Origin of the sequence: Microvirga sp. GCM10011540, assembly GCF_042650665.1 — a bacterium.
Lineage (GTDB): Bacteria > Pseudomonadota > Alphaproteobacteria > Rhizobiales > Beijerinckiaceae > Microvirga > Microvirga lenta.
The window spans coordinates 28,623-49,371 of sequence record NZ_JBHSBQ010000141.1; the positions used below are offsets into that span (position 1 = coordinate 28,623).

19 protein-coding genes are annotated in these 20,749 nt (G+C 63.8%); 10 read left to right on the top strand and 9 right to left on the bottom strand.

Annotation, left to right across the window (positions count from 1 at the left end; all coding sequences use genetic code 11):
* Positions 1-208 precede the first annotated feature (208 nt).
* From paaG to ACFOYU_RS23195, 4 genes are read left to right on the top strand one after another with little or no spacing between them, the layout of a single operon-like run.
* The gene (paaG, locus tag ACFOYU_RS23180; RefSeq protein ID WP_377035390.1) at positions 209-1,000 is read left to right on the top strand and encodes a 2-(1,2-epoxy-1,2-dihydrophenyl)acetyl-CoA isomerase PaaG; all 792 of its coding nucleotides are present in this window, start codon (positions 209-211) and stop codon (positions 998-1,000) included.
* The gene (paaI, locus tag ACFOYU_RS23185; protein ID WP_377035391.1) at positions 1,000-1,470 is read left to right on the top strand and encodes a hydroxyphenylacetyl-CoA thioesterase PaaI; all 471 of its coding nucleotides are present in this window, start codon (positions 1,000-1,002) and stop codon (positions 1,468-1,470) included. Before paaG ends, paaI begins: the two co-directional genes overlap by 1 nt.
* A 26-nt stretch (positions 1,471-1,496) precedes the next feature.
* Complete coding sequence (paaK, locus tag ACFOYU_RS23190) at positions 1,497-2,831, top strand: phenylacetate--CoA ligase PaaK (protein WP_377035392.1); 1,335 nt, start codon at positions 1,497-1,499, stop codon at positions 2,829-2,831.
* 9 nt (positions 2,832-2,840) lie between these two features.
* On the top strand, positions 2,841-3,476 hold the full coding sequence (locus ACFOYU_RS23195) for a TetR/AcrR family transcriptional regulator (protein ID WP_377035393.1): 636 nt from the start codon (positions 2,841-2,843) through the stop codon (positions 3,474-3,476).
* A 29-nt stretch (positions 3,477-3,505) separates the two neighbouring features.
* Here the strand turns inward: ACFOYU_RS23195 and ACFOYU_RS23200 are convergent, their stop codons facing one another.
* The 7 genes from ACFOYU_RS23200 to ACFOYU_RS23230 all read right to left on the bottom strand — a co-directional run bounded on the left by ACFOYU_RS23200 (position 3,506) and on the right by ACFOYU_RS23230 (position 9,141).
* Positions 3,506-4,321, bottom strand: coding sequence for a Phenylacetic acid catabolic protein (locus tag ACFOYU_RS23200; protein ID WP_377035394.1), 816 nt, complete (start codon positions 4,319-4,321; stop codon positions 3,506-3,508).
* A gap of 15 nt (positions 4,322-4,336) precedes the next feature.
* Positions 4,337-5,413, bottom strand: coding sequence for a 1,2-phenylacetyl-CoA epoxidase subunit PaaE (gene paaE, locus ACFOYU_RS23205; protein WP_377035395.1), 1,077 nt, complete (start codon positions 5,411-5,413; stop codon positions 4,337-4,339).
* A gap of 16 nt (positions 5,414-5,429) precedes the next feature.
* On the bottom strand, positions 5,430-5,945 hold the full coding sequence (gene paaD, locus ACFOYU_RS23210; RefSeq protein ID WP_377035396.1) for a 1,2-phenylacetyl-CoA epoxidase subunit PaaD: 516 nt from the start codon (positions 5,943-5,945) through the stop codon (positions 5,430-5,432).
* Between the two features lie 7 nt (positions 5,946-5,952).
* Entirely contained in the window at positions 5,953-6,711 is a 759-nt protein-coding gene (gene paaC / locus ACFOYU_RS23215) for a 1,2-phenylacetyl-CoA epoxidase subunit PaaC (RefSeq protein ID WP_377035397.1), read from the bottom strand.
* Positions 6,711-7,001 (bottom strand): 1,2-phenylacetyl-CoA epoxidase subunit PaaB, encoded by a 291-nt coding sequence (paaB, locus tag ACFOYU_RS23220; RefSeq protein WP_226740698.1) that lies wholly within the window; start codon positions 6,999-7,001, stop codon positions 6,711-6,713. Before paaB ends, paaC begins: the two co-directional genes overlap by 1 nt.
* A 14-nt stretch (positions 7,002-7,015) precedes the next feature.
* On the bottom strand, positions 7,016-8,011 hold the full coding sequence (gene paaA, locus ACFOYU_RS23225) for a 1,2-phenylacetyl-CoA epoxidase subunit PaaA (protein WP_377035398.1): 996 nt from the start codon (positions 8,009-8,011) through the stop codon (positions 7,016-7,018).
* Between the two features lie 230 nt (positions 8,012-8,241).
* The gene (locus ACFOYU_RS23230; protein ID WP_377035399.1) at positions 8,242-9,141 is read right to left on the bottom strand and encodes a PaaX family transcriptional regulator C-terminal domain-containing protein; all 900 of its coding nucleotides are present in this window, start codon (positions 9,139-9,141) and stop codon (positions 8,242-8,244) included.
* 214 nt (positions 9,142-9,355) lie between these two features.
* Here ACFOYU_RS23230 and paaZ point away from each other — a divergent pair, with 214 nt between their 5' ends.
* From paaZ to ACFOYU_RS23255, 5 genes are all read left to right on the top strand, one after another.
* Positions 9,356-11,383, top strand: coding sequence for a phenylacetic acid degradation bifunctional protein PaaZ (gene paaZ / locus ACFOYU_RS23235; RefSeq protein WP_226740690.1), 2,028 nt, complete (start codon positions 9,356-9,358; stop codon positions 11,381-11,383).
* Positions 11,380-13,491 (top strand): 3-hydroxyacyl-CoA dehydrogenase NAD-binding domain-containing protein, encoded by a 2,112-nt coding sequence (locus ACFOYU_RS23240; RefSeq protein WP_377035400.1) that lies wholly within the window; start codon positions 11,380-11,382, stop codon positions 13,489-13,491. Before paaZ ends, ACFOYU_RS23240 begins: the two co-directional genes overlap by 4 nt.
* Positions 13,492-13,522: 31 nt before the next feature.
* Positions 13,523-14,725: a 3-oxoadipyl-CoA thiolase gene (pcaF, locus tag ACFOYU_RS23245; RefSeq protein ID WP_377035401.1), complete on the top strand. Its 1,203-nt coding sequence runs from the start codon at positions 13,523-13,525 to the stop codon at positions 14,723-14,725.
* Between the two features lie 84 nt (positions 14,726-14,809).
* On the top strand, positions 14,810-15,121 hold the full coding sequence (locus ACFOYU_RS23250; protein ID WP_226740684.1) for an EthD family reductase: 312 nt from the start codon (positions 14,810-14,812) through the stop codon (positions 15,119-15,121).
* Between the two features lie 118 nt (positions 15,122-15,239).
* Positions 15,240-15,665: a PaaI family thioesterase gene (locus tag ACFOYU_RS23255; protein WP_377035402.1), complete on the top strand. Its 426-nt coding sequence runs from the start codon at positions 15,240-15,242 to the stop codon at positions 15,663-15,665.
* A 19-nt stretch (positions 15,666-15,684) separates the two neighbouring features.
* Here ACFOYU_RS23255 and ACFOYU_RS23260 read toward each other — a convergent pair whose 3' ends face one another.
* Entirely contained in the window at positions 15,685-16,140 is a 456-nt protein-coding gene (locus ACFOYU_RS23260; protein WP_226740681.1) for an Lrp/AsnC family transcriptional regulator, read from the bottom strand.
* Between the two features lie 159 nt (positions 16,141-16,299).
* Here ACFOYU_RS23260 and ACFOYU_RS23265 point away from each other — a divergent pair, with 159 nt between their 5' ends.
* Positions 16,300-19,770: an indolepyruvate ferredoxin oxidoreductase family protein gene (locus ACFOYU_RS23265; protein WP_377035403.1), complete on the top strand. Its 3,471-nt coding sequence runs from the start codon at positions 16,300-16,302 to the stop codon at positions 19,768-19,770.
* A gap of 63 nt (positions 19,771-19,833) precedes the next feature.
* On the opposite strand, the gene ACFOYU_RS23270 is transcribed toward ACFOYU_RS23265, so the two are convergent.
* Positions 19,834-20,745 carry a histone deacetylase gene (locus ACFOYU_RS23270; protein WP_377035404.1) on the bottom strand — a complete coding sequence of 304 codons (912 nt, stop codon included), beginning with the start codon at positions 20,743-20,745 and terminating at the stop codon, positions 19,834-19,836.
* Positions 20,746-20,749: the final 4 nt, after the last annotated feature.

Here is a 20,749-nt window from a genome sequence, read left to right on the forward strand (position 1 = left end):
GTTTCCTCCTGATTGAATTGGCGAGTGTTTTTCTTGTTTTTGCACAGCGGGCCAGACCACTGAAGATCTGCCGACCGCTGCGACCTGAGCTTAGGCCCGAGCGCTGATTGACGCTGTTCCTCCCATCAATATAATTGACCGGACGGTTGGTCAATAGTAAAGGGGCACCACGAGCGGCTGCTCGCAATCGAAAATCGGGAGGGCCACGTTGGATAACGATCCGATCCTCACGGACAGGCGAGAGGGATATCGCGTCATCACCCTCAACCGACCTGACCGTCTCAACTCCTTCAACGAGGCCATGCACGCGGCACTGATGACCGCGCTCCTCGATGCGGAGGCGGACAAGGATTGCCGGGCCCTCGTCCTCACCGGCGCCGGACGCGGTTTCTGCGCCGGGCAGGATCTTTCGGATCGGGTCTTCAGCCCCGGCCAGGTGCCGGATCTCTCCTCCACCCTCGAACGGCTCTACAACCCTCTCGTTCGCAAGCTGCGCAATCTGCAGATGCCGGTGGTCTGCGCCGTGAACGGCGTCGCGGCCGGCGCCGGCGCGAACATCGCCTTCGCCTGCGACATCGTTCTGGCAGCACGCTCCGCCAAGTTCATCCAGGCTTTCGCAAAGCTCGGGCTCGTCTCGGACTCGGGCGGCACCTGGTTCCTGCCGCGGCTCGTCGGACCGGCGCGCGCACGCGCCCTCGCCCTTCTCGCCGAGCCCGTTCCGGCCGAACAGGCGGAGGCCTGGGGCATGATCTGGAAAGCCGTCGATGACGGCGGCCTGATGGACGAAGCGCACCGCCTTGCCGCCCACTTCGCAACACAGCCGACCGTCGGACTTGGCCTGATCAAGCAGGCGCTCGACGCCTCCGAGACAAACGCCCTGGACGAACAGCTGGATCTCGAGCGCGATTTCCAGGGACAGGCCGGGCGCACACCGGACTATCTCGAAGGCGTCACCGCCTTCTTTGAGAAGCGACAGCCCAAATTCACCGGGAGAGCGTGATGGACGCGCAACGGACGGTCGCCGCAGATGCTCCGCACAACCTCGCACAAGCCTGTGCCGACGCCATGTGGGCGGACGACCAGGCGAGCCAGGGCCTCGGCATGGTGGTCGAGTGGGTCGCGCCGGGCGAGGCGGTGGTCTCGATGACGATCCGCCCCGACATGACCAATGGACACGGCATCTGCCACGGAGGCTTCATCTTCACCCTCGCGGATTCGGCCTTCGCCTTCGCCTGCAACACCTACAACCAGCGCACCGTGGCCCAGCACTGCGCCGTCACCTTCCTGCAGCCCGGCCGCCGCGGCGACAAGCTTACGGCACATGCGGTGGAGCGCACCCGCACCGGCCGCTCCGGCATCTATGACGTGACGGTCCGCGACGGCCAGGGCGGGACGGTCGCGGAGTTCCGCGGACATTCCCGGACCATCGCCGGCACGCTGCTCGCGACCGATGCCGCCGATAGCCAATAGATAAAAATCGAGAATGGGAGGTTCCCTTGCTTCAGATTCCGCTTCGTAAGCTTTCCGAACTCAAGCCCCAGCCGACCGAACTCGACCGTTTCGAGCTGGGATCGCGCGACGAGCTCGCTGCATGGCAGCGCGAGCGCCTCGCGTGGTCGCTGCGCCATGCCTACGAGAACGTGCCGCACTACAAGGCCAAATTCGATGCGGCAGGCGTTCATCCGGACGATTTCAAGGATCTGAGCGACCTCGCGAAATTCCCGTTCACCACCAAGGCCGACCTGCGGGACAATTACCCGTTCGGCATGTTCGCCGTGCCTCAGAACCAGATCGCCCGCGTCCACGGCTCCTCCGGAACGACCGGCAAGCCGACGGTCGTCGGCTACACCAAGCGCGATATCGACACCTGGGCCGACGTCGTCGCCCGCTCCATCCGCGCGAGCGGCGGACGCCCGGGCATGAAGGTCCACGTCGCCTACGGCTACGGGCTCTTCACCGGCGGCCTGGGTGCGCATTACGGCGCCGAGCGTCTCGGCTGCATGGTCATTCCCATGTCCGGAGGCATGACGGAGCGCCAGGTCCAGCTCATCCAGGATTTCCAGCCCGACGTGATCATGGTCACGCCGTCCTACATGCTGGCCATCCTGGACGAGTTCCGGAAGCAGGGCCTCGACCCGCGCAAATCCTCGCTCAAGATCGGCATTTTCGGTGCGGAGCCCTGGACGAACGCCATGCGGTCGGAGATCGAGGAGGCGTTCGACATCCATGCCGTGGACATCTACGGCCTCTCGGAGGTCATGGGGCCGGGCGTCGCCTGCGAGTGCGTCGAGAGCAAGGACGGCCTGCACATCTGGGAGGATCACTTCTATCCCGAGGTGATCGACCCCCACACCGGAGAGGTCCTTCCCGACGGCGAAGAGGGTGAGCTTGTCTTCACCTCCCTCACCAAGGAGGCCATGCCGGTCATCCGCTACCGCACCCGCGATCTGACGCGCCTCATGCCCGGCACCTCGCGAGCCATGCGCCGCATGGAGAAAGTCACGGGCCGCACCGACGATATGATGATCATTCGCGGCGTGAACGTCTTCCCCAGCCAGATCGAGGAAAAACTCCTGACCATCCCGGCCCTGTCCGGCCATTACCAGATCGTGCTGACCCGCGAGGGACGGATGGACCAGATGGAGATCCGGGCGGAGATCCGTCCCGAGGCGGATTACGAAGAGACCCGCAAGGCTGCTGCGGACCGGCTCGGCCAGGCGATCAAGGACACGATCGGGATTACGGCCCGGATCAATGTGCTGGATCCCGAAGGTATCGAGCGCTCGCTCGGCAAGGCGAGACGTGTTATCGACCGCAGACCGAAAGAATAGAAGATCCACATGGCACGCACACGCGCCAATGATTACGACGACAAGCGCCGGGCGATCCTCGATCGCTCGGCCGAACTCTTTGCCGAGCACGGCTATGACCGCGCGTCGATGAGCAAAATCGCCGAGGCTTGCGGCGTCTCCAAGGCGAACCTTTACCATTACTACAAGGACAAGGAAGAGCTCCTCTTCGACGTCATCCGCTTCCATCTCGAGGAACTGCTCGGGGTGGTCGAGGCGGCCGACCGTCCGGAGCTGGAGGCCGGACCCCGTCTCAAGGAGCTGATCGCTGCGCTGCTGGAGGCCTATCGCGACGCGGATGCGCAGCACAATGTGCAGATCAACGGCCTGCGTCTGCTGCCGACCGAACGCCAGGCCGAACTGAAGGCCATGGAGCGGGACCTGGTGCGGATCTTTTCCGACGCCGTGGCGGGCATTGCACCCCAATTGAAGGGAACCAAGCTCCTCAAGCCGGTGACCATGTCGCTCTTCGGCATGATCAACTGGCACTATCTCTGGTTCAAGAACAACGGAGACGTGACCCGCTCCGACTATGCCGAGATCGTCGCGCAGCTGATCGTGGACGGCACCCGCAACCTCCATGTGGAGCAGTTCGGCACGCTTCAGCGCGCCAGTGCAGCCGAGTAACGCTTTCGACGCGGCGAATGCGTCGGCTCCTATGCCGAAACCCGCTGCCTCGAAGGAGGCGATCCTTCTTCCGGCTCTCGGATCTGCGGCACGTTCAGTTCGAGCCTGCGCAGGATAGGGTGCACGGCCTCCTGCCACCGGGCGAGGAGTTCCTCCCTGCTCTTCTGCCGCAGCCCGTATTTCCGGTGCTGGTCGAAGTGATCCGACTGGCTGCGGCCGAACGTGTCGGCCACCCGCGGGTACCAGTAGTTCACCGATGCCTGCGCATCGACCTTGTCGTGCCCCTTGCCGAGGGCAACCTGCAGCCCCTCCTCGCCGAGTTCGGCATGGCGCTTCTCGACCGGGAGTATTTCCGACAGCGTATCGGCCAGCGGCTGATAGGAGCCTCGGGTCAGCTCGTCGATCTGCACGACGGTCGCCTGCCCCATGAGCCAGTTCATCACCACCGCGTCGACCCAACCGTTGATGGGGTAATGGAACACGTTGAGGCGCATGTCCCCATCCATTCGACGGGTGCCGAGATTGACGCTCCGGTCGAGCCGCGAGGACCACGGATGCGCCCCGATATACTGGCTGGTATTGGCGCCGAACTGCTCCATCAACTCCAGAACGCGACGGGCATGATTGAACTTTTCGAAGACGATGCGTGTCGCCGTGATGCGCTCCTTCAGACCGGGAGCCAGGTTGATGCAACCGGCAAAGCCGGATGCGCCGGCCATTTCAGAATCGACGAAGATCGCCATGAGACGCATGAGCTCGCCACGGTAGCGCGGCGTCACGTTGTCCGGAGCGCTCAGGCGACCGCCGCCGGCGACGAAGCTGACGAGGCTCTCTTCATCGACCATGGGATCCCCCCTCGGTTACTTGTCGAAATCGACAAGAATCCTGTCAGTCACCGGGTAGCTCTGGCAGGTCAGGATGTAGCCGCGGGCGACCTCGTAGTCCTCCAGAGCGAAATTGGCGTCCATATCGACCTCGCCTTCCACGAGCATCGCCCGGCAGGTGGAGCAGACGCCGCCCTTGCAGGCATAGGGAAGCTCCATCCCCTCGCCCGCTGCCGCATCGAGCACCGAGGCCGTGCCTTTCTCGAACGAGAAGGTCCGGGCGCGTCCGTCGATGATGACCGTCGCCTCGCAGAGATTCTTGCGGTCCTCGGTCTGCGCCTCCTCGGGCCTGCGCTGCCGGCGGCTCGGGGTCGAGGTGGCGAAGAGCTCGAATTTGATCTGGCGCTTGTCGAGGCCGTGCTCTTCGAGGCTTTGCGCAACGCCCAGCATCATGTCCTGCGGCCCGCAGATGAAGGCGGTGTCGATGGACGATACGTCGATCCAATGGTCGAGAAGCTGGTCGCACTTTTCCTTGTTCAGGCGCCCGTTGAACAGGTCGATATCCTGCTGCTCGCGGCTGAGGATGTGGATGAGGCTGAACCGCTCAAGGTGCTCGTTCTTGAGGTCCTCGAGCTCCTCTCGGAACATGATCGAGCTGGAAGCCTTGTTGCCGTAGAACAGGGTGAACGAGGATTGAGGTTCGGCTTGAAGCGTCGCCTTCACGATGCTGAGCAGCGGCGTGATTCCGCTTCCCGCCGCGAATCCGACGAAGTGCCTCTTCCGCTTTTCGTCGAGGGGAACGAAGAAATTGCCCATCGGGGGCATGGCTTCGATCATCTGGCCGGGGGCCAGGTTCTCGCTGGCCCAGTTCGAGAACAGGCCGCCCGCGATTTTCTTGATGCCCACCCGCAGACGGGTATCCGTCGGCGCGGCGCAGATGGAATAGGACCGACGGACCTCATCTCCGTCGATATTGGTTCTCAGCGTCAGATACTGACCCTGGGAGAAGCGGAACGCCTCCTTGTGCTCCTCCGGCACGTCGAGGGTCAGGATGATGGCATCGCGGGTCTCGCGCCTGATGTCGGAGACGGTGACCGGATAGAACTTCGTCATGGAGCGTCCGCTCGTTTCATATGCACTTGAAATAGTCGAAAGGCTCGAGGCAATCGCGGCACTGATACTGCGCCTTGCACGGCGTGGACCCGAACTCGCTGACGCGGAACGTATTCTCCGACCGGCAGCGCGGGCAGGCGATCACAAGCGGCGTGCTGCGCAGGAAGCGATCGAAGGGCGACGGGCTCCCGGCACTCTCCGCAGGAGGCGCAATACCATACGCTTCAAGCCGCCGCCGGCCGCCTTCCGTAATCCAGTCGGTCGTCCAGGGAGGCGAGAGGCGCCGCTCGATCCGAAGTCGCTCGATTCCCCGCGCCCGCAGGGCTGTCTCGATGTCCAAGGCGATGACGCTGGTGGCGGGGCAGCCGGAATAGGTCGGCGTGATCGCCACCACGAGCTCATCGCCGTCCCACCGGACATCCCGGACAATACCGAGATCCATGACCGAGACGGCCGGCACCTCCGGATCCGGAACCTCTTCCAGCCAGCTCTTGATCCGATCGGGGTCCGGCCGCGCCAGGATGCTCGTCATCGCCTCCTCACCACGTGGCGTTGGGATAGGCCCGTTGCAGGAATTGAAGATCGGCCAGGATATAGCCGAGATGCTCCGAGTGGATCCCGCGCTTTCCGCCGCGCTGGGCCCATCCGGGCTGCGGCAGCGTCAGAGTGGCCTCTTCGGCGGTTGCCCGCATCAGGCCGAGCCACGGCTCGCGCAGGGCGCCGAGGTCCGGCCCCACACCCCTGCGGACCATTTCCTGATCCACCTCGTCGGCTTCGAACAACTCGCCCGTAAACATCCAGAGATCGTCGAGAGCCGCCTGCATACGCTCTTGGCTCTCCTCGGTCCCATCGCCGAGCCGGACGACCCACTCGCGGCTCCGCTCCAGGTGGTAGGTGACCTCCTTGAGCCCTTTCGCGGCGATCTCGGCGACGCGGCCGTCAGTGGAATTCATGAGCTCCCGCAGCAGCAGGTAATGCCAGGCATCGAAGTAGAACTGCCGCGCCATCGTGACGGCGAAGTCCCCGTTCGGCTGCTCCACCAGCAGGACGTTCCGGAAATCCCGCGCGTCGCGGAGATAGGCAAGGTTGTTGGCGTCCCGCCCCTTTCCTTCGACCTCCCCGGCCAGATTCAGCCAGAGCTGCGTCTGGCCGATCAGATCGAGGGCCACGTTGGACAGAGCCAGATCCTCTTCCAGGGCCGGCGCATGTCCGCACCATTCGGACAGACGGTGGCCCAGGATCAGGGCGTTGTCGCCGAGACGCAGCAGATACTCGAAGAGGGCTTCCTGCTCGGCCATCACATATGCCCCAGCTCTTCCGGAATTTCATAGAAGGTCGGGTGGCGATAGACCTTGCTGTTGGCAGGCTCGAACAGCGGCCCCTTCTCGCTCGGCGAACTGGCCGCGATGTCCGATGCGCGAACCACCCAGATGCTGACGCCCTCGTTGCGACGCGTATACACGTCGCGGGCATTCATGATCGCCATCTCGGCGTCGGGAGCATGGAGGCTGCCGACGTGCCGGTGAGCGAGGCCGTGCTGGCTGCGGATGAAAACCTCCCAGAGAGGCCATTCTTTCTTGTCGGTCATGATTTACCTCCCGCTCAGGCAGCCTGAGCCTTGGCGCGCGCCGCTTTCTTGGCCGCGTAGGCATCGGCCGCGTCGCGCACCCAGCGCCCCTCTTCATATGCCTTCACCCGCATCCGCAGCCGCTGGCGGTTGCAAGGGCCGTTCCCGTTGATCACCTGATAGAACTCGTCCCAGTCGATCTTGCCGAAATCGTAGTGTCCGCGCTCCGCGTTCCACTTGAGGTCGGGATCCGGCACGGTGAGGCCGAGATACTCGGCCTGAGGCACCGTTTGATCCACGAATTTCTGGCGCAGCTCGTCGTTGGAGTTGATCTTGATCTTCCACCGCATCGACTGGGCGCTGTGCACCGAATCCGCATCGGACGGGCCGAACATCATGAGGGACGGCCACCACCAGCGATTCAGCGCATCCTGGGCCATCTGCTTCTGCTCGGGCGTTCCGCTCGCGAGCTTCATCATGATGTCGTAGCCCTGCCGCTGATGAAAGCTCTCTTCCTTGCAGATCCGGATCATGGCGCGGGAATAGGGACCGTAGGAGCACCGCTGCAGCGGCACCTGATTCATGATCGCGGCGCCGTCGACCAGCCAGCCGATGGCCCCGATATCGGCCCAGGTCAGCGTCGGGTAGTTGAAGATGCTCGAATACTTGGCCTTCCCGCTGTTGAGCTGCTCCATGAGCTCGTCACGGGTCACGCCGAGGGTCTCGGCGGCGCAATAGAGATAGAGGCCGTGCCCTGCCTCGTCCTGCACCTTGGCGAGCAGGATCGCCTTCCGCTCCAGGGTGGGCGCGCGCGTGATCCAGTTGCCCTCCGGCTGCATGCCGATGATCTCGGAATGGGCGTGCTGGGAAATCTGCCGGACCAGGGTCTTGCGATAGGCTTCAGGCATCCATTCCTTGGGCTCGATCTTGATATCCGCGTCGACACGCTCCTGGAAGGCGCGTTCCTCCGGAGACATCTCCTCCTTGGACTGGATGTGATCGACGCCCGTTTTCACCATCTGTGCATACATGGCGTTTCTCCCTGCCTTCGTTGCCTTGTCGCCACCTCACTTCGCACCCCACGGCCCCGTTGAAGATCACCAGGTCCCGGGCAGCATCGAGCGGGTGCCCGCAAGGGCTGAAATACAACGCGGTTTCGGTCGTCAGCGCCCACATTGAACAGCAAACCGAGTTCGAGCACCTTACGAACCCTCCCAATATGTCACAAAAAATACAATATGCAAGAGATTTGTGTAACGGATCAGCCGAGAAGTCCCGCATCGGCAATCGCCGGGAAGGCTGCGAAGCGCTGGCGAAAACCTCCGTCAGCCTCCGGAAGTGCTCCTTCGTCGTTCTGGGCATGGGCGTCGATCCAGCGCTCCGCAGCAGGAAGCAACGTCTTGTAGATCGTCCCGCAGAGCGCCCGGGCCGCGGTTCCGGCCCAGGGTTCCGGCAGAAGCGGCGGCGGCAGCAGCGGGTCCTTCAGAACGGCCCGGCGGTAGTCGTGGATCAGGAGGATCCGCACCAGCAACGCATCGAGATCGGTGAAAGGGGCCCCGCTCTGGAGAGCCTTGAGCGTTCCCGAATAGATGTTGGTGAAGCGCGTATAACGGCTTTCGATCTCCTCCAGCGGCCATGCCCGCTCCACCAGCCGCCGGGCGGTCGGCAGGTCGGCCGGTGTCGCGGCCAGGCGCAGGAACGCCCCCTCACCGCCAGTGGCCGCCGCTGCCGCTATGAACAGATCGGGTCCAAGGGCTCCATATCCCGCCTCCGACAGCTTGGCCTTGGCAGTCTGCCGGTCCTGCGCGTTCTCGAGCAGAACGAGGTCGAAGCCCCCCCGCCAATCCTGCGGCGGATCGGCATAGATCCTCTGCGTCGCCTGGGCGAAGGCCCCCCGCCCCTGGCTGGTGAGCTGGTAATAGCTGTTGCGCCCGACCTTCCACCGCTCAAACCAGCCATCCGAGACGAGGCGGGACAAGGCCGTCCGTACGAGCGTGTCGCTGATGCGGAACGCCCTCATGATTTCATGGAGCGAGGTCAGGGACAGAACCCCACCGCGGGGAACGACCGCATCCCCGAAGACCGTCACGATCAGTGAACCGGCCCTGATCGGCGTCCTCTCGTGAAACCGATCCAGAAGGGCCTCAACGAACGCTGCCATGCGGCCTACTCCAGTTCCTTTGCAGGTTCGGGCGGCATGCGCCCTTTCGCATATTGCACAGCTAACCTATTCCTCTTCCGCGCTTCTCTGTCGAGCCGTGCACGGCCGGAGCCGCGCTTCCAATATTCCTTGACTAACCGGTCGGTCGGTTAATAATACGGAAAAACAGCGCAGCCGTCACATGGGCGCGGGAACACCAATTCAGGGTATCGATATGAGACTTGAGAGCTTCGTTCGCGGAAGTTGGACCGCTCCCGGTCAGGAACTGGCCGAAGTTCGCAGCGCCGTCACGAGCGACGTCGTCGCGCAGGTCGTCAGCGGCGGCCTGGATATGGGCGAGGTCCTCGCCTATGCCCGGCAGGTCGGCGGCCCCAATCTGCGGCGGCTGACGTTCCATCAGAGAGCCGAGCTTCTGAAGCGTCTCGCGATCTATCTGACCGAGCGCAAGGAGCAACTCTACAAGATTTCCTACCAAACCGGCACCACGCGATCCGACAACTTCATCGACGTGGACGGCGGCATCGGCACTCTCTTCGTCTATGCCTCCAAGGGCCGGCGGGAGTTGCCCAACTCCACCTTCCTTCTTGATGGCTCTGTCGAGCCCCTCTCCAAGGCGGGAAGCTTCGTCGGCCAGCACGTTCTGACGTCGCTGAACGGCGTCGCGGTTCATATCAACGCCTATAACTTTCCGTGCTGGGGCATGCTGGAAAAGCTCGCCCCGGCCCTGCTCGCCGGCGTGCCCGTAGTCACGAAGCCGGCGACGATCACCTCCTACGTAGCGCACGCTCTCGTCCGCATGATTGCGGAGTCCGGGATTCTGCCCGAGGGCGCCCTTCAATGCGTCATCGGATCCACCGGCGACCTCTTCGATCACCTGACCTGTCAGGATGTGGTCTCGTTCACCGGGTCGGCCGACACGGCCCAGAAGCTCCAGCGGCACCCGGTCATCGCGCGCGAGGCCGTTCGCTTCATCGCCGAGCGCGACTCGCTCAATGCCGCCATCCTTGCTCCTGACGCAGGCCCCGGAACGCCGGAATTCGACCTCTTCGTCAAGGAGGTGGCGAAGGAGATGACCGTCAAGGCGGGCCAGAAGTGTACGGCCATCCGCCGTGCCATCGCTCCGAACGCACATGTACCGGCTGTCATCGACGCCTTGCGCGAGCGTCTGTCGAAGGTTCAGATCGGCAATCCGGAACTCGAGAACGTTCGCATGGGCCCCGTGGTCGGTCTGGGACAGCGGCGTGATGTGCTGGCCCAAGTGGAGAAACTCCGCGCCGAGGCCGACATCGTGGTGGGGGACCTGGAGAACTTCAATGTCGAGGGAGCGGACCGCGAGCGCGGCGCCTTCATGCCTCCCCTCGTCCTGCACTGCCCGGATCCGATCCGCGCCACCAACGTTCATCGGGTCGAGGCCTTCGGCCCGGTCTGCACCGTCATGGGCTATGACGGGCTCGACGAAGCCGTCACCCTGGCAAACCGCGGCGACGGCAGTCTCGTGGCATCGCTCTACACCTATGACCCCGGCGCGGCGGCGGATCTCGTCTTCGGCGTCGGCGCCTTCCACGGGCGCCTGGTCCTGATCGACCGCGACTGCGCCAAGGAGCAGACGGGCCACGGCTCACCGATGCCGCACATGGTCCACGGCGGTCCGGGCCGGGCCGGCGGCGGCGAGGAACTGGGCGGCATGCGCGGCGTGCATCACTATATGCAGCGTACGGCCCTTCAAGGCTCGCCGGGCATGCTCTCCAAGGTGACGCAGAGCTGGATCAAGGGCGCGCCGGCAATCGAGAAGGACCGGCATCCCTTCCGCTACCACTTCGAAGATCTCGAAATCGGGCAGACCTTCGTCTCAAAGCTGCGGACGATCACCCTCGAGGATATCGAACACTTTGCAGAATTCACAGGCGATACCTTCTATGCTCATATGAGCGAGGAAGCCACGAAGGACCACCCGTTCTTCCCGGGCCGCGTGGCCCACGGCTATCTGCTGCTGTCGTTCGCGGCAGGTCTCTTCGTCGATCCTGATCCGGGGCCGGTGCTCGCCAATTACGGGCTGGACTCGCTGCGCTTCATCAAACCCGTGCAACCGGGGGAGGCCATCAAGGTGCGGCTTACGGCGAAGGCGAAGTCGCCGCGCAACGAGCAATATGGCGAGGTGCGGTGGGACGTGGAGATCACGACCGACAAGGACGAGACAGTCGCGAATTATGAGCTCCTCACGATGAATGCGGTGCGCCCATGACGACAATCTCAGCCCCCTCGCCTGTTCAAGCCGACGGGACTGCAAGCGAACCCGTCCGGCTCTTCCGGACGGGACCTGTCGCCGTGATCGAGATCGACAATCCGCCCGTGAACGCGACGTCGCAGGCCGTTCGGGCGGGCCTGCTCGAAGCAATCCGGGAGGTCGATCTCGACCCGGAGATCGAAGCCGCCGTGATTGCCTGCGCGGGCCGCACCTTCGTGGCCGGCGCGGATATCCGGGAATTCGGGCAGCCCCCGCGCGAGCCGCACCTGCCTGACGTGATCAACGCCATCGAGGACTGCTCCAAGCCTGTCGTCGCAGCCCTTCACGGCACGGCTCTCGGTGGAGGATGCGAGATCGCCCTCGCCTGCCATGGGCGTGTGGTCGACGCCAAAGCGTCCTTCGGCTTGCCCGAGGTGAAGCTCGGCCTCGTCCCTGGTGCCGGCGGCACGCAGCGGCTCCCCCGGCTGGTCGGAACGGAAGTCGCCATCGACCTCGTATCGAGCGGCCGGAACGTCAAGGCTGCGGAGGCCTTGCATCTCGGTTTGGCCGACCGGATCTCGACCGGAGATCTTCGCGCCGACGCGATGGATCTCGCCCGGGAAATGATCGGCAAGCCGCTCCGGCGAACGGGAGACCTGCCCGCGACCCGAATGGGCGCAGAGGTCGCAGCCGCGAAGCTCGGCGAGATTCGCCGGAAAGCGAGAGGCGCAGAAGCGCCCGTGAGGGCGGCCGAACTTGCCATGCTGGCCGCCGACGTTCCGCTGAACGAAGGGATGGCGCGCGAACGCGAAACATTCCTGGAGCTCCGCTCCTCCGAGCAGTCTGCCGCCCTGCGGCATGCCTTCTTCGCCGAGCGCGAGGTCACGCGGGTGCCGGGCCTCGACAATGTCGAACCTCGCCCGGTTCAAAAGGTCGGGGTCATCGGGGCCGGAACAATGGGTTCCGGAATTGCCGTTGCCTTCGCGGATGCAGGCTTCGACGTGAAGGTGGTCGAGACGAACGAGCAGGCTCTGGCGGCAGGCAGGGCAAGGGTTGCCGACATTTACGACAAGCAGGTTGCGAGCGGGCGCCTCACGGACGCCACCCGCAACGAACGCCTAAGCTCGATCAGCTATGATGTCGGCCTCGCAACCCTCTCGGACCGGGACTTGGTGATCGAGGCCGTTTTCGAGGACATGGAGGTCAAGCGCACCCTCTTCCGCGATCTCGACGGGATCCTCCCGCCCGGGACGGTGCTGGCGACGAATACCAGTTATCTCGACGTCGGTGCCATTGCCGACGCCACGGCACGGCCAACGGACGTGGTGGGACTGCACTTCTTCAGTCCGGCGAACATCATGAAGCTCCTCGAGATCGTGAAGACCGATACGACGGCGCCCGACGTGGTGGCGACGGGCCTCGCCGTCGCGAAGCGTTTGCGGAAGGTGCCCGTGGTCTGCCGCGTCTGCGACGGCTTCGTGGGCAACCGCATCCTATCCCGCTACCGCCAGCAGGCGGAGTATCTGATCGAGGAAGGCGCCCTGCCGCATGAGGTCGACGCGGCAATGGAAGCGTTCGGCTTCCCGATGGGACCGTTCGCAGTGTCCGATCTGGCAGGTCTCGACATTTCCTGGGCGAGACGCAAACGCCTCGCGCCCACGCGCGACCCGCGCGAGCGCTACGTGGATGTCGCCGACCGTCTCTGCGAGGCGGGCCGCTTCGGCCGCAAGACCGGTGCAGGCTGGTATCGCTACGAAGGCGGAAAGCGGATCCCCGATCCGTTCGTGACGGAGTTGGTCGAAGGCGCGTCGCGGCGCCGCGGGCTGACCCGTCGCCCGATCTCTGCCGACGAGATTCAGGCGCGCATCCGCGCCGCCATCGTCAACGAAGCCAGCAAGATTCTCGACGAGCACATCGTCGAGCGCCCGCTCGATGTGGATGTGGTGATGATGCACGGCTACGGATACCCTGCCTGGCGCGGCGGACCTCTGTTCGAGGCCGATCGCGTCGGTCTGCAGGCTATTCTCGACAAGGTTACCGAACGGGCCGCTCAGGACGGTCCAGGATGGGAGCCTGCTGCCGGCCTCGTTAGCCGCGCCTCCTCGGGCGCACGCTTCTATTCCTAATACGGAAAACCTCAACGAAGGAGCTAGGACCATGGCCGATGCCTATCTTGTCGACGGCGTGCGGACGCCGATCGGCCGCTATGGCGGCAGCCTTGCCTCAGTGCGGCCGGACGACATGGGAGCGCATGTCATCCGCGAACTGCTGAAGAGGCAGTCATCCGTCGCGTCCGACGCCATCGACGAGGTGATCTTCGGCTGTGCGAACCAGGCCGGAGAGGACAACCGGAACGTCGCGCGCATGTGCGCGCTGCTCGCCGGCCTGCCGACCAGTGTGCCTGGCACGACGATCAACCGCCTGTGCGGCTCCGGCCTCGACGCCATAGGAGCCGCCGCGCGTGCGATCAAGGCGGGCGAGATAGACCTCGCCATCGCGGGCGGGACGGAATCCATGACCCGGGCGCCGCTGGTGATGGGCAAAGCGACGGAGGCCTTCCAACGCTCGGCCGAGATCCACGACACCACCATCGGCTGGCGCTTCGTCAATCCCGTGCTGAAGGCGCAGTACGGCATCGATTCCATGCCTGAAACGGCCGAGAACGTCGCCGAGGATTTCCAGATCAAGCGTGAGGATCAGGACCGTTTCGCGCTCCGCAGCCAGGCACGGGCCGCTGCCGCACAGCGGAGCGGCCGACTGGCGGAAGAGATCGCGCCGGTTTCGATCCCGCAGAGAAGGGGCGATCCCATCCTGGTGGAGAAGGACGAGCACCCCCGCGAGACAAGCCTCGAAAAGCTCGCTGCGCTCTCGACGCCGTTCAGAAAGGACGGATCGGTCACTGCGGGCAACGCATCAGGCGTCAACGACGGAGCGGCGGCGGTTCTGGTTGCCTCCGAGGCGGCGGTCGAGCGCTTCGGCCTCCGTCCGCTGGCTCGGATCACCGGCCTCGGAACGGCTGGCGTCGAGCCCCGCATCATGGGCATCGGCCCTGTTCCGGCAACCCGCAAGCTCCTGGAGCGCCAAGGGCTGAAGGTCTCGGATTTCGACTTGATCGAGCTGAACGAGGCTTTCGCGGCACAAGCTCTGGCCTGCCTGCGCCAATTGGGCCTTCCGGACGATCCGGAGCACGTCAATCCCAACGGCGGCGCCATTGCGCTGGGCCATCCGCTCGGCATGTCCGGGGCACGTCTGGCTCTTACGGCGGCCATCGAGATGAGACACCGCAATGCCAGGCGCGCCCTGGCCACGATGTGCATCGGTGTCGGCCAAGGCATCGCCCTGACCTTGGAAGCGGTTTAGGTTCGGGGTTTATGAACATGGCAGCCGGAACGGGCGAGCCCCGCCGGCGGCCGATCACAACCATGCCACCGGGTGGGAAAGCGAATGATCCTGGTTACGGTGATGTATCCCAATGATGCGGAGGCCGCCTTCGACAGGGATTACTACCTTCAAAAGCATATCCCGCTCGTGAAGGAGCGCTGGACCGAGCTCGGACTGACCGATGTCCAGATCCTGAGCGGCGTCGGACAACCGAACGGCAATCCGCCGATGTACCGGATGATCGCATTGCTGACATTCGGCTCGCTGCAGCAGTTCAAGGACGCGGGCAAAGCTCACGGACGGGAGATCTTCGCCGACATCGCGAACTTCACCAATGTCCAGCCGATCATGCAGATCAACGAGATTGCCGGCTAGCCGAAGCGATCGGGCATCTCTTCGAAAAAGCTCTGACGATGCTATCGTCGGGGACATCAAAGGATGTCGATTGAATGAGGCGCGAAGCCTTGGCGGATAAATCACAAAGGGGGCAACGATGAACAAATTCGACCGCGCGGCGGCGGAGCAGATGCTGACCAGCGTTTTTGCCCGCTGGATTCAGGATCTCGATCTGAGCATCGAAAGCCTGGAGTCCGACGGCGCCGTTCTCCGCATGCCGTTTTCCGATAAGCTCTGTCGCGACAACGGGGTGGTCTGCGGACAGGCACTCATGAGCGTGGCGGACACCGCGATGGTCTTTGCCGTGTCCTCCGCAGCCGGGGCCTACAGGCCCATGACGACGGTCGACCAGACGATGCATTTCCTTCGCCCCGCTGCGAATGCGGACGTGCTTGCGGAGGCGCGGGTCATCCGCCTCGGACGCACAATGGCCTTCGGCAGCGTCACGCTCAGGACGGATGGGGATGGCCGCCCTGTCGCCATGGCGCAGCTTGCTTATGCGCTGCTTCCCGACGGCAAGTAGCGAAGGCTCCGGCCGCTCTTCAGAACGGCAGCGCCACGCTGGTCTTGATCTCCTTCAGGATTACGTTGGTGCGCACGTAGCGGATACCGGGCAGCCGGAACATGAACTCGTCGAGGAATTCGTTGTAGGCCTTCATGTCCCGCACGACCACGCGTAGGTGGTAATCGGCGTCTCCGGTCGTTGCGAAGCATTCCAGAACCTCGGCGCGCGCCGTCACACGCGAAACGAACTCGTCCACGAACTTCGCATCGTGCCGTTCCAGGGAAACGTGCAGGATTGCCGAGGTGGCGAACCCCGCCTTCTCGCGGTCCACCAGAGCCGAGTAGCCAACGATCACCCGGGAATCCTCCAGAGCCCGCACACGCCGCCAGCAAGCCGAAGTGGACATGCCGACGTCTTCCGCCAGTTGCTGGTTCGTCGTCCGCCCCTCCTTCTGCAGCTGCGCGAGGATGTGCTCGTCCTGCTTTTCGATCATGAAATCCTCTGATTCTGGAATTTCCTACCACCTATAGCAGCCGGCGGCATTTTTCTACCAAATCGGTGTTCCGCAGCGGAAAGAATAGGAAACACCTACCAGGTGTTCAGAGTTATCCTTGTCGAGCTCAACGCTCGCTCATAGTTCCGGGGTAGGTCGATGGATACAGGTCAGTTGCTCGATGCCTATCAACTCACCGACCACTACGCCCGCCAGAAGGGCCGGGTCTTCCTGACCGGGACCCAGGCTATCGTTCGGATCCTCCTCGATCAGGCCAGGCGGGACAGGGCGGCAGGCCTCGACACCGCAGGCTTCGTGTCCGGCTACAGGGGCTCGCCGCTCGGCGGCCTCGACCTCGAACTCTGGCGCGTCAAGGAGCAGCTGGAAGCGAGCAGGATCGAGTTCCTTCCAGCCGTCAACGAGGATCTCGCCGCGACGGCCGTACTCGGCTCCCAGCAGGTGGAGACCGACCCAAACCGGCAGGTCCAAGGTGTCTTCGGCCTCTGGTACGGCAAGGGCCCCGGCGTCGACCGCTCGGGTGATGCACTGAAGCATGGCAACGCCTATGGATCGTCGCCGCACGGCGGCGTGCTGGTCGTAGCAGGAGACGACCACGGATGCGTGTCCTCATCGATGCCGCATCAGTCCGACGTCGCTTTCATGAGCTGGTTCATGCCGACGCTGCATCCTGCAAGCGTCAGCGAGTATCTGGAATTCGGCGAGTACGGCTATGCGTTAAGCCGTTTCTCCGGCATGTGGGTCGGCTTCAAGGCGGTCTCGGAAATTGTGGAATCCGGCACCTCGGTCGAACTGCGCCCTCCCCGGACATTTCTCCAGCCGGACTTCACGCCCCCGCCCGGCGGCCTGCACTATCGTTGGCCGGATCTGCCCGGACCCCAGATCGAGGAGCGGATGGAGGCCAAGAAGCACGCGGTCTATGCCTTCGCCAAGGCCAATCCGATCGACCGTCGCATCTACGACATCCCCTGGGCGACATACGGCATCGTCACCTCGGGCAAGGCCCACCTCGATCTGATGGAGGCGCTCCGGCTGATCGGGCTCGACGAAGGAGCCTGCCGGCAGCACGGGATCGATATCTACAAGGTCGGAATGGTGTGGCCGCTCCCGCTGCACGATGCGATGGAATTCGTGAAGGGCAAGCGCGAGATCCTCGTCATCGAGGAAAAGCGCGGGATCATCGAAAGCCAGTTCAAGGAGTATTTCTACGACTATCCGGGCTCCAAGCCCGAGCGCATGGTCGGCAAGCACGACGAGACCGGCGCGCGCCTGATCCCGTGGACGGGCGAGCTGTCTCCGCGCTTCCTCGCCGGCGTCCTGGCCAAGCGGCTGGATCCCATCTTTCCCGACCTCAACCTTGCAGACCGCGCTGCAGCGCTCATACCGGATTCCGAACGGGTGATCTCCGTGCCGGGCGCGACCCGCACCCCTTATTTCTGCTCCGGCTGCCCCCACAACACATCCACGAAGGTGCCGGAAGGATCGAAGGCGCTCGCAGGAATCGGCTGTCACTTCATGGCGAGTTGGATGGATCGGGACACCTCGTCGCTGATCCAGATGGGCGGAGAAGGCGTGAACTGGGCCGCGTCCTCCAGGTTCACAGGGAAAGGTCACGTTTTCCAGAACCTCGGCGAAGGGACCTACTATCACTCTGGCTCCATGGCGATCCGGCAAGCCATCGCAGCGCGCGCCAACATCACCTACAAGATCCTGTTCAACGATGCCGTCGCCATGACCGGCGGCCAACCGGTCGACGGCCCGGTCAGCGTCTATGCCATCGCCCACAGCGTGCGCGCCGAGGGCGTCTCCCGCATCGCGCTGGTGTCGGACGATCCGTCCAAATTCGTGCCTGCGGATTTGCCCGGCGGGGTCACGATCCACCCCAGGGACGATCTTGATTCCGTGCAGAAGGAGCTGCGGGAGATTCCGGGCGTCACGGTGCTGATCTATGAGCAGACCTGCGCCACCGAAAAGCGCCGCCGTCGCAAGCGGGGTCAAATGGAGGATCCCGCCCGTTTCGCCTATATCAACGATCTGGTCTGCGAAGGCTGCGGCGATTGCTCCGTCGCCTCGAACTGCCTCAGCGTCGAGCCGAAGGAAACGCCGTTCGGCCGCAAGCGCAAGATCAACCTCTCGACCTGCAACAAGGATTTCTCGTGCCTCGGCGGCTTCTGTCCGAGCTTCGTCACAGTGGAGGGAGCCAAGCGCCGCGCCAGAACCACGAGCGGGATAGACGCCGGCGCACGCGCCATGAACCTTTCGGCCCCTGCCCTGCCGTCTCTCGAGAAGCCCTTCGATCTGCTGGTCACAGGTGTCGGCGGTACTGGTGTGGTCACCGTCGGAGCGCTCATCAGCATGGCTGCGCATCTCGAGGGCAGAGGGGTTTCGGTTCTCGACTTTACCGGCTTCGCCCAGAAATTTGGGCCGGTTCTCAGCTACATCCGCATTGCCGCACGTCCCGACGAGCTTCATCAGGTTCGTATCGACCAGGGGGCGGCGGATGCTCTGATCGGCTGCGATCTCGTCGTCAGTTCTTCGCCCAAGGCTTCCGGAACCTATCGGCCCGGGACGCGCGCCGTCGTCAATACGGCCGAGATGCCGACAGGCGATGTCGTGCGCTTCCGAGACGCCGATCTCGCGAGCAAGACACGCCTGCGGTCGATGGAGCGGGTACTGGGTTCCGGCAACCTTGCGGCAATCAATGCCAATGCCCTGGCCGAAACGCTGCTCGGCGACACGGTCTACGCCAATGTCATGATGCTGGGCTTCGCGTGGCAGCAGGGCCTCGTTCCCGTTTCCCTCGAGGCGATCTCGCGGGCTATCGAGCTCAATGGGGTCTCGGTCAAGAAAAACCGGGAAGCGTTCGCCTGGGGCCGTCTCTTCAGCGCTGATCCGGAATTCGTGCGGCACGCGGCCGGCGACAGGCCGGAAGAACCGGAGACCTTGGACCAAGTGATCGCACGAAGGATCGACTTCCTGACTGCATATCAGGATGCGGCCTATGCTGCACGCTACGCGGACACCGTCGCCAGGGTTCGCGCGGCCGAGGCCGCCCTCGGATCGGAGGCATTGACCGACGCGGTCGCACGCTCCCTGTTCAAGCTGATGTCCTACAAGGACGAGTATGAAGTCGCGCGCCTTCATATGGAAACCGGCTTTCTTGACGAGTTGCAGCGGGAGTTCGACGGAAACTACAAGGTGAAGTATCACCTGGCGCCGCCGCTCCTGCCCACGAAGCGCGACGCGCGCGGGCGACCGCGAAAGCACGCTTTCGGGCCATGGGTTCAAACGCCGATGAAAGTCCTGGCTCGCCTGAAGGTCCTGCGAAACACACCGTTCGATATCTTCGGATACACGGCCGAGCGACGGACGGAGCGGGCGCTGATCGCATGGTACGAGAAGCAGATCGACATGATCCTCGACAGGTTGAGCGCGGATCGCCTTCCCGATCTCGTGGCGATTGCCAGGGCTCCAATGGAGATCCGGGGTTATGGGCCGGTCAAGGAAGCCGCGATACAGAAGGTCAAGTCGGACGTCGAGCAGCGCGTAAAGCGCCTCGCCACGGAGGCGGTCGTTCTCGACACCCGGCAGCCGGAAGCGCTTCGAGCATAGGAAAGCCGTGGTGGCTTTGCGCTTTCACAGCGGAGGTCCGATCCGAAATCCGGAGTCCTGACCTCAGGCGCTGGCTTCGTGCCAGGTCGCCATCGCCTCGAACACGATCGCATGACGGTGGGCCAGGGCATCAATATCGGCCGAATAGCCACCTCCGATGACCGCCACCAACGGGATGCCGCGGGTGCGCGTCTCTTCGATGACCAAGCTGTCCCGCCGGCGCAGGCCTTCGTCGGAGAGAGCGAGGCGCCCCAGCTTGTCGTCGCGGTGTGGATCGACACCGGCATTCAGGAACACGAGATCGGGCGCAAGGGCATCGAGCAGCCGTGGCAGATGCGCCCGTAGTACATCGAGGTACGCATCATCCTGCACGCCGTCAGGAAGGCCGATATCAAGATCGCTCGGAATCTTGCGGACCGGGTAATTTTTCTCGGCGTGAACCGAGAAGGTGAACAAGTCTGCATCGTCACGCAGACAATCGGCCGTGCCGTCACCCTGATGAACGTCGAGATCGACCACGAGCGCTCGATGGATCCGCCTCTCATGTTTCAGGGCTTTAGCCGCAATGGCGACATCGTTGAACACGCAAAAGCCCGCTCCGGTTTCGCGCTGTCCATGGTGGCTGCCACCCGCCGTGCTCCCGGCCAAGCCATGTTGAAGGGCGAGCTTCGAGGCCAACAGCGTACCGCCGGCTGAGGCTCGCGCGCGGCGTACCACGCCCTCATCCACCGGCAAGCCTATCCGGCGTTCAATCTCGCGCGGGACTGAGCAGGTACAGACCTGATCCACATAAACCGGGTGATGAGCAAGCGCGATGAGATCCGCCCCAGCCTCATCGGGTACGATAAAGCCATGGGAGGCAAGCCCCTTCCCGTGCAAAACCTCGGCCAAGCGCCCGTATTTTCGCATCGGAAACCGATGCCCGTCGGGAAGCGCAGCCTGATAGGCCGGGTGCGATACGATCGGTAATGGCATGAAT

What these genes read in the sequence shown, in the direction of transcription:
- paaI (WP_377035391.1), top strand. Translation starts at nt 1,000, where the DNA reads ATGGACGCGCAACGGACGGTCGCCGCAGATGCTCCGCACAACCTCGCA.
- ACFOYU_RS23195 (WP_377035393.1), top strand. Translation starts at nt 2,841, where the DNA reads ATGGCACGCACACGCGCCAATGATTACGACGACAAGCGCCGGGCGATC.
- ACFOYU_RS23200 (WP_377035394.1), bottom strand. Translation starts at nt 4,321, where the DNA reads ATGGTCGATGAAGAGAGCCTCGTCAGCTTCGTCGCCGGCGGCGGTCGC.
- paaE (WP_377035395.1), bottom strand. Translation starts at nt 5,413, where the DNA reads ATGACGAAGTTCTATCCGGTCACCGTCTCCGACATCAGGCGCGAGACC.
- paaD (WP_377035396.1), bottom strand. Translation starts at nt 5,945, where the DNA reads ATGACGAGCATCCTGGCGCGGCCGGACCCCGATCGGATCAAGAGCTGG.
- paaC (WP_377035397.1), bottom strand. Translation starts at nt 6,711, where the DNA reads ATGGCCGAGCAGGAAGCCCTCTTCGAGTATCTGCTGCGTCTCGGCGAC.
- paaB (WP_226740698.1), bottom strand. Translation starts at nt 7,001, where the DNA reads ATGACCGACAAGAAAGAATGGCCTCTCTGGGAGGTTTTCATCCGCAGC.
- paaA (WP_377035398.1), bottom strand. Translation starts at nt 8,011, where the DNA reads ATGTATGCACAGATGGTGAAAACGGGCGTCGATCACATCCAGTCCAAG.
- ACFOYU_RS23230 (WP_377035399.1), bottom strand. Translation starts at nt 9,141, where the DNA reads ATGGCAGCGTTCGTTGAGGCCCTTCTGGATCGGTTTCACGAGAGGACG.
- paaZ (WP_226740690.1), top strand. Translation starts at nt 9,356, where the DNA reads ATGAGACTTGAGAGCTTCGTTCGCGGAAGTTGGACCGCTCCCGGTCAG.
- ACFOYU_RS23240 (WP_377035400.1), top strand. Translation starts at nt 11,380, where the DNA reads ATGACGACAATCTCAGCCCCCTCGCCTGTTCAAGCCGACGGGACTGCA.
- pcaF (WP_377035401.1), top strand. Translation starts at nt 13,523, where the DNA reads ATGGCCGATGCCTATCTTGTCGACGGCGTGCGGACGCCGATCGGCCGC.
- ACFOYU_RS23250 (WP_226740684.1), top strand. Translation starts at nt 14,810, where the DNA reads ATGATCCTGGTTACGGTGATGTATCCCAATGATGCGGAGGCCGCCTTC.
- ACFOYU_RS23255 (WP_377035402.1), top strand. Translation starts at nt 15,240, where the DNA reads ATGAACAAATTCGACCGCGCGGCGGCGGAGCAGATGCTGACCAGCGTT.
- ACFOYU_RS23260 (WP_226740681.1), bottom strand. Translation starts at nt 16,140, where the DNA reads ATGATCGAAAAGCAGGACGAGCACATCCTCGCGCAGCTGCAGAAGGAG.
- ACFOYU_RS23265 (WP_377035403.1), top strand. Translation starts at nt 16,300, where the DNA reads ATGGATACAGGTCAGTTGCTCGATGCCTATCAACTCACCGACCACTAC.
- ACFOYU_RS23270 (WP_377035404.1), bottom strand. Translation starts at nt 20,745, where the DNA reads ATGCCATTACCGATCGTATCGCACCCGGCCTATCAGGCTGCGCTTCCC.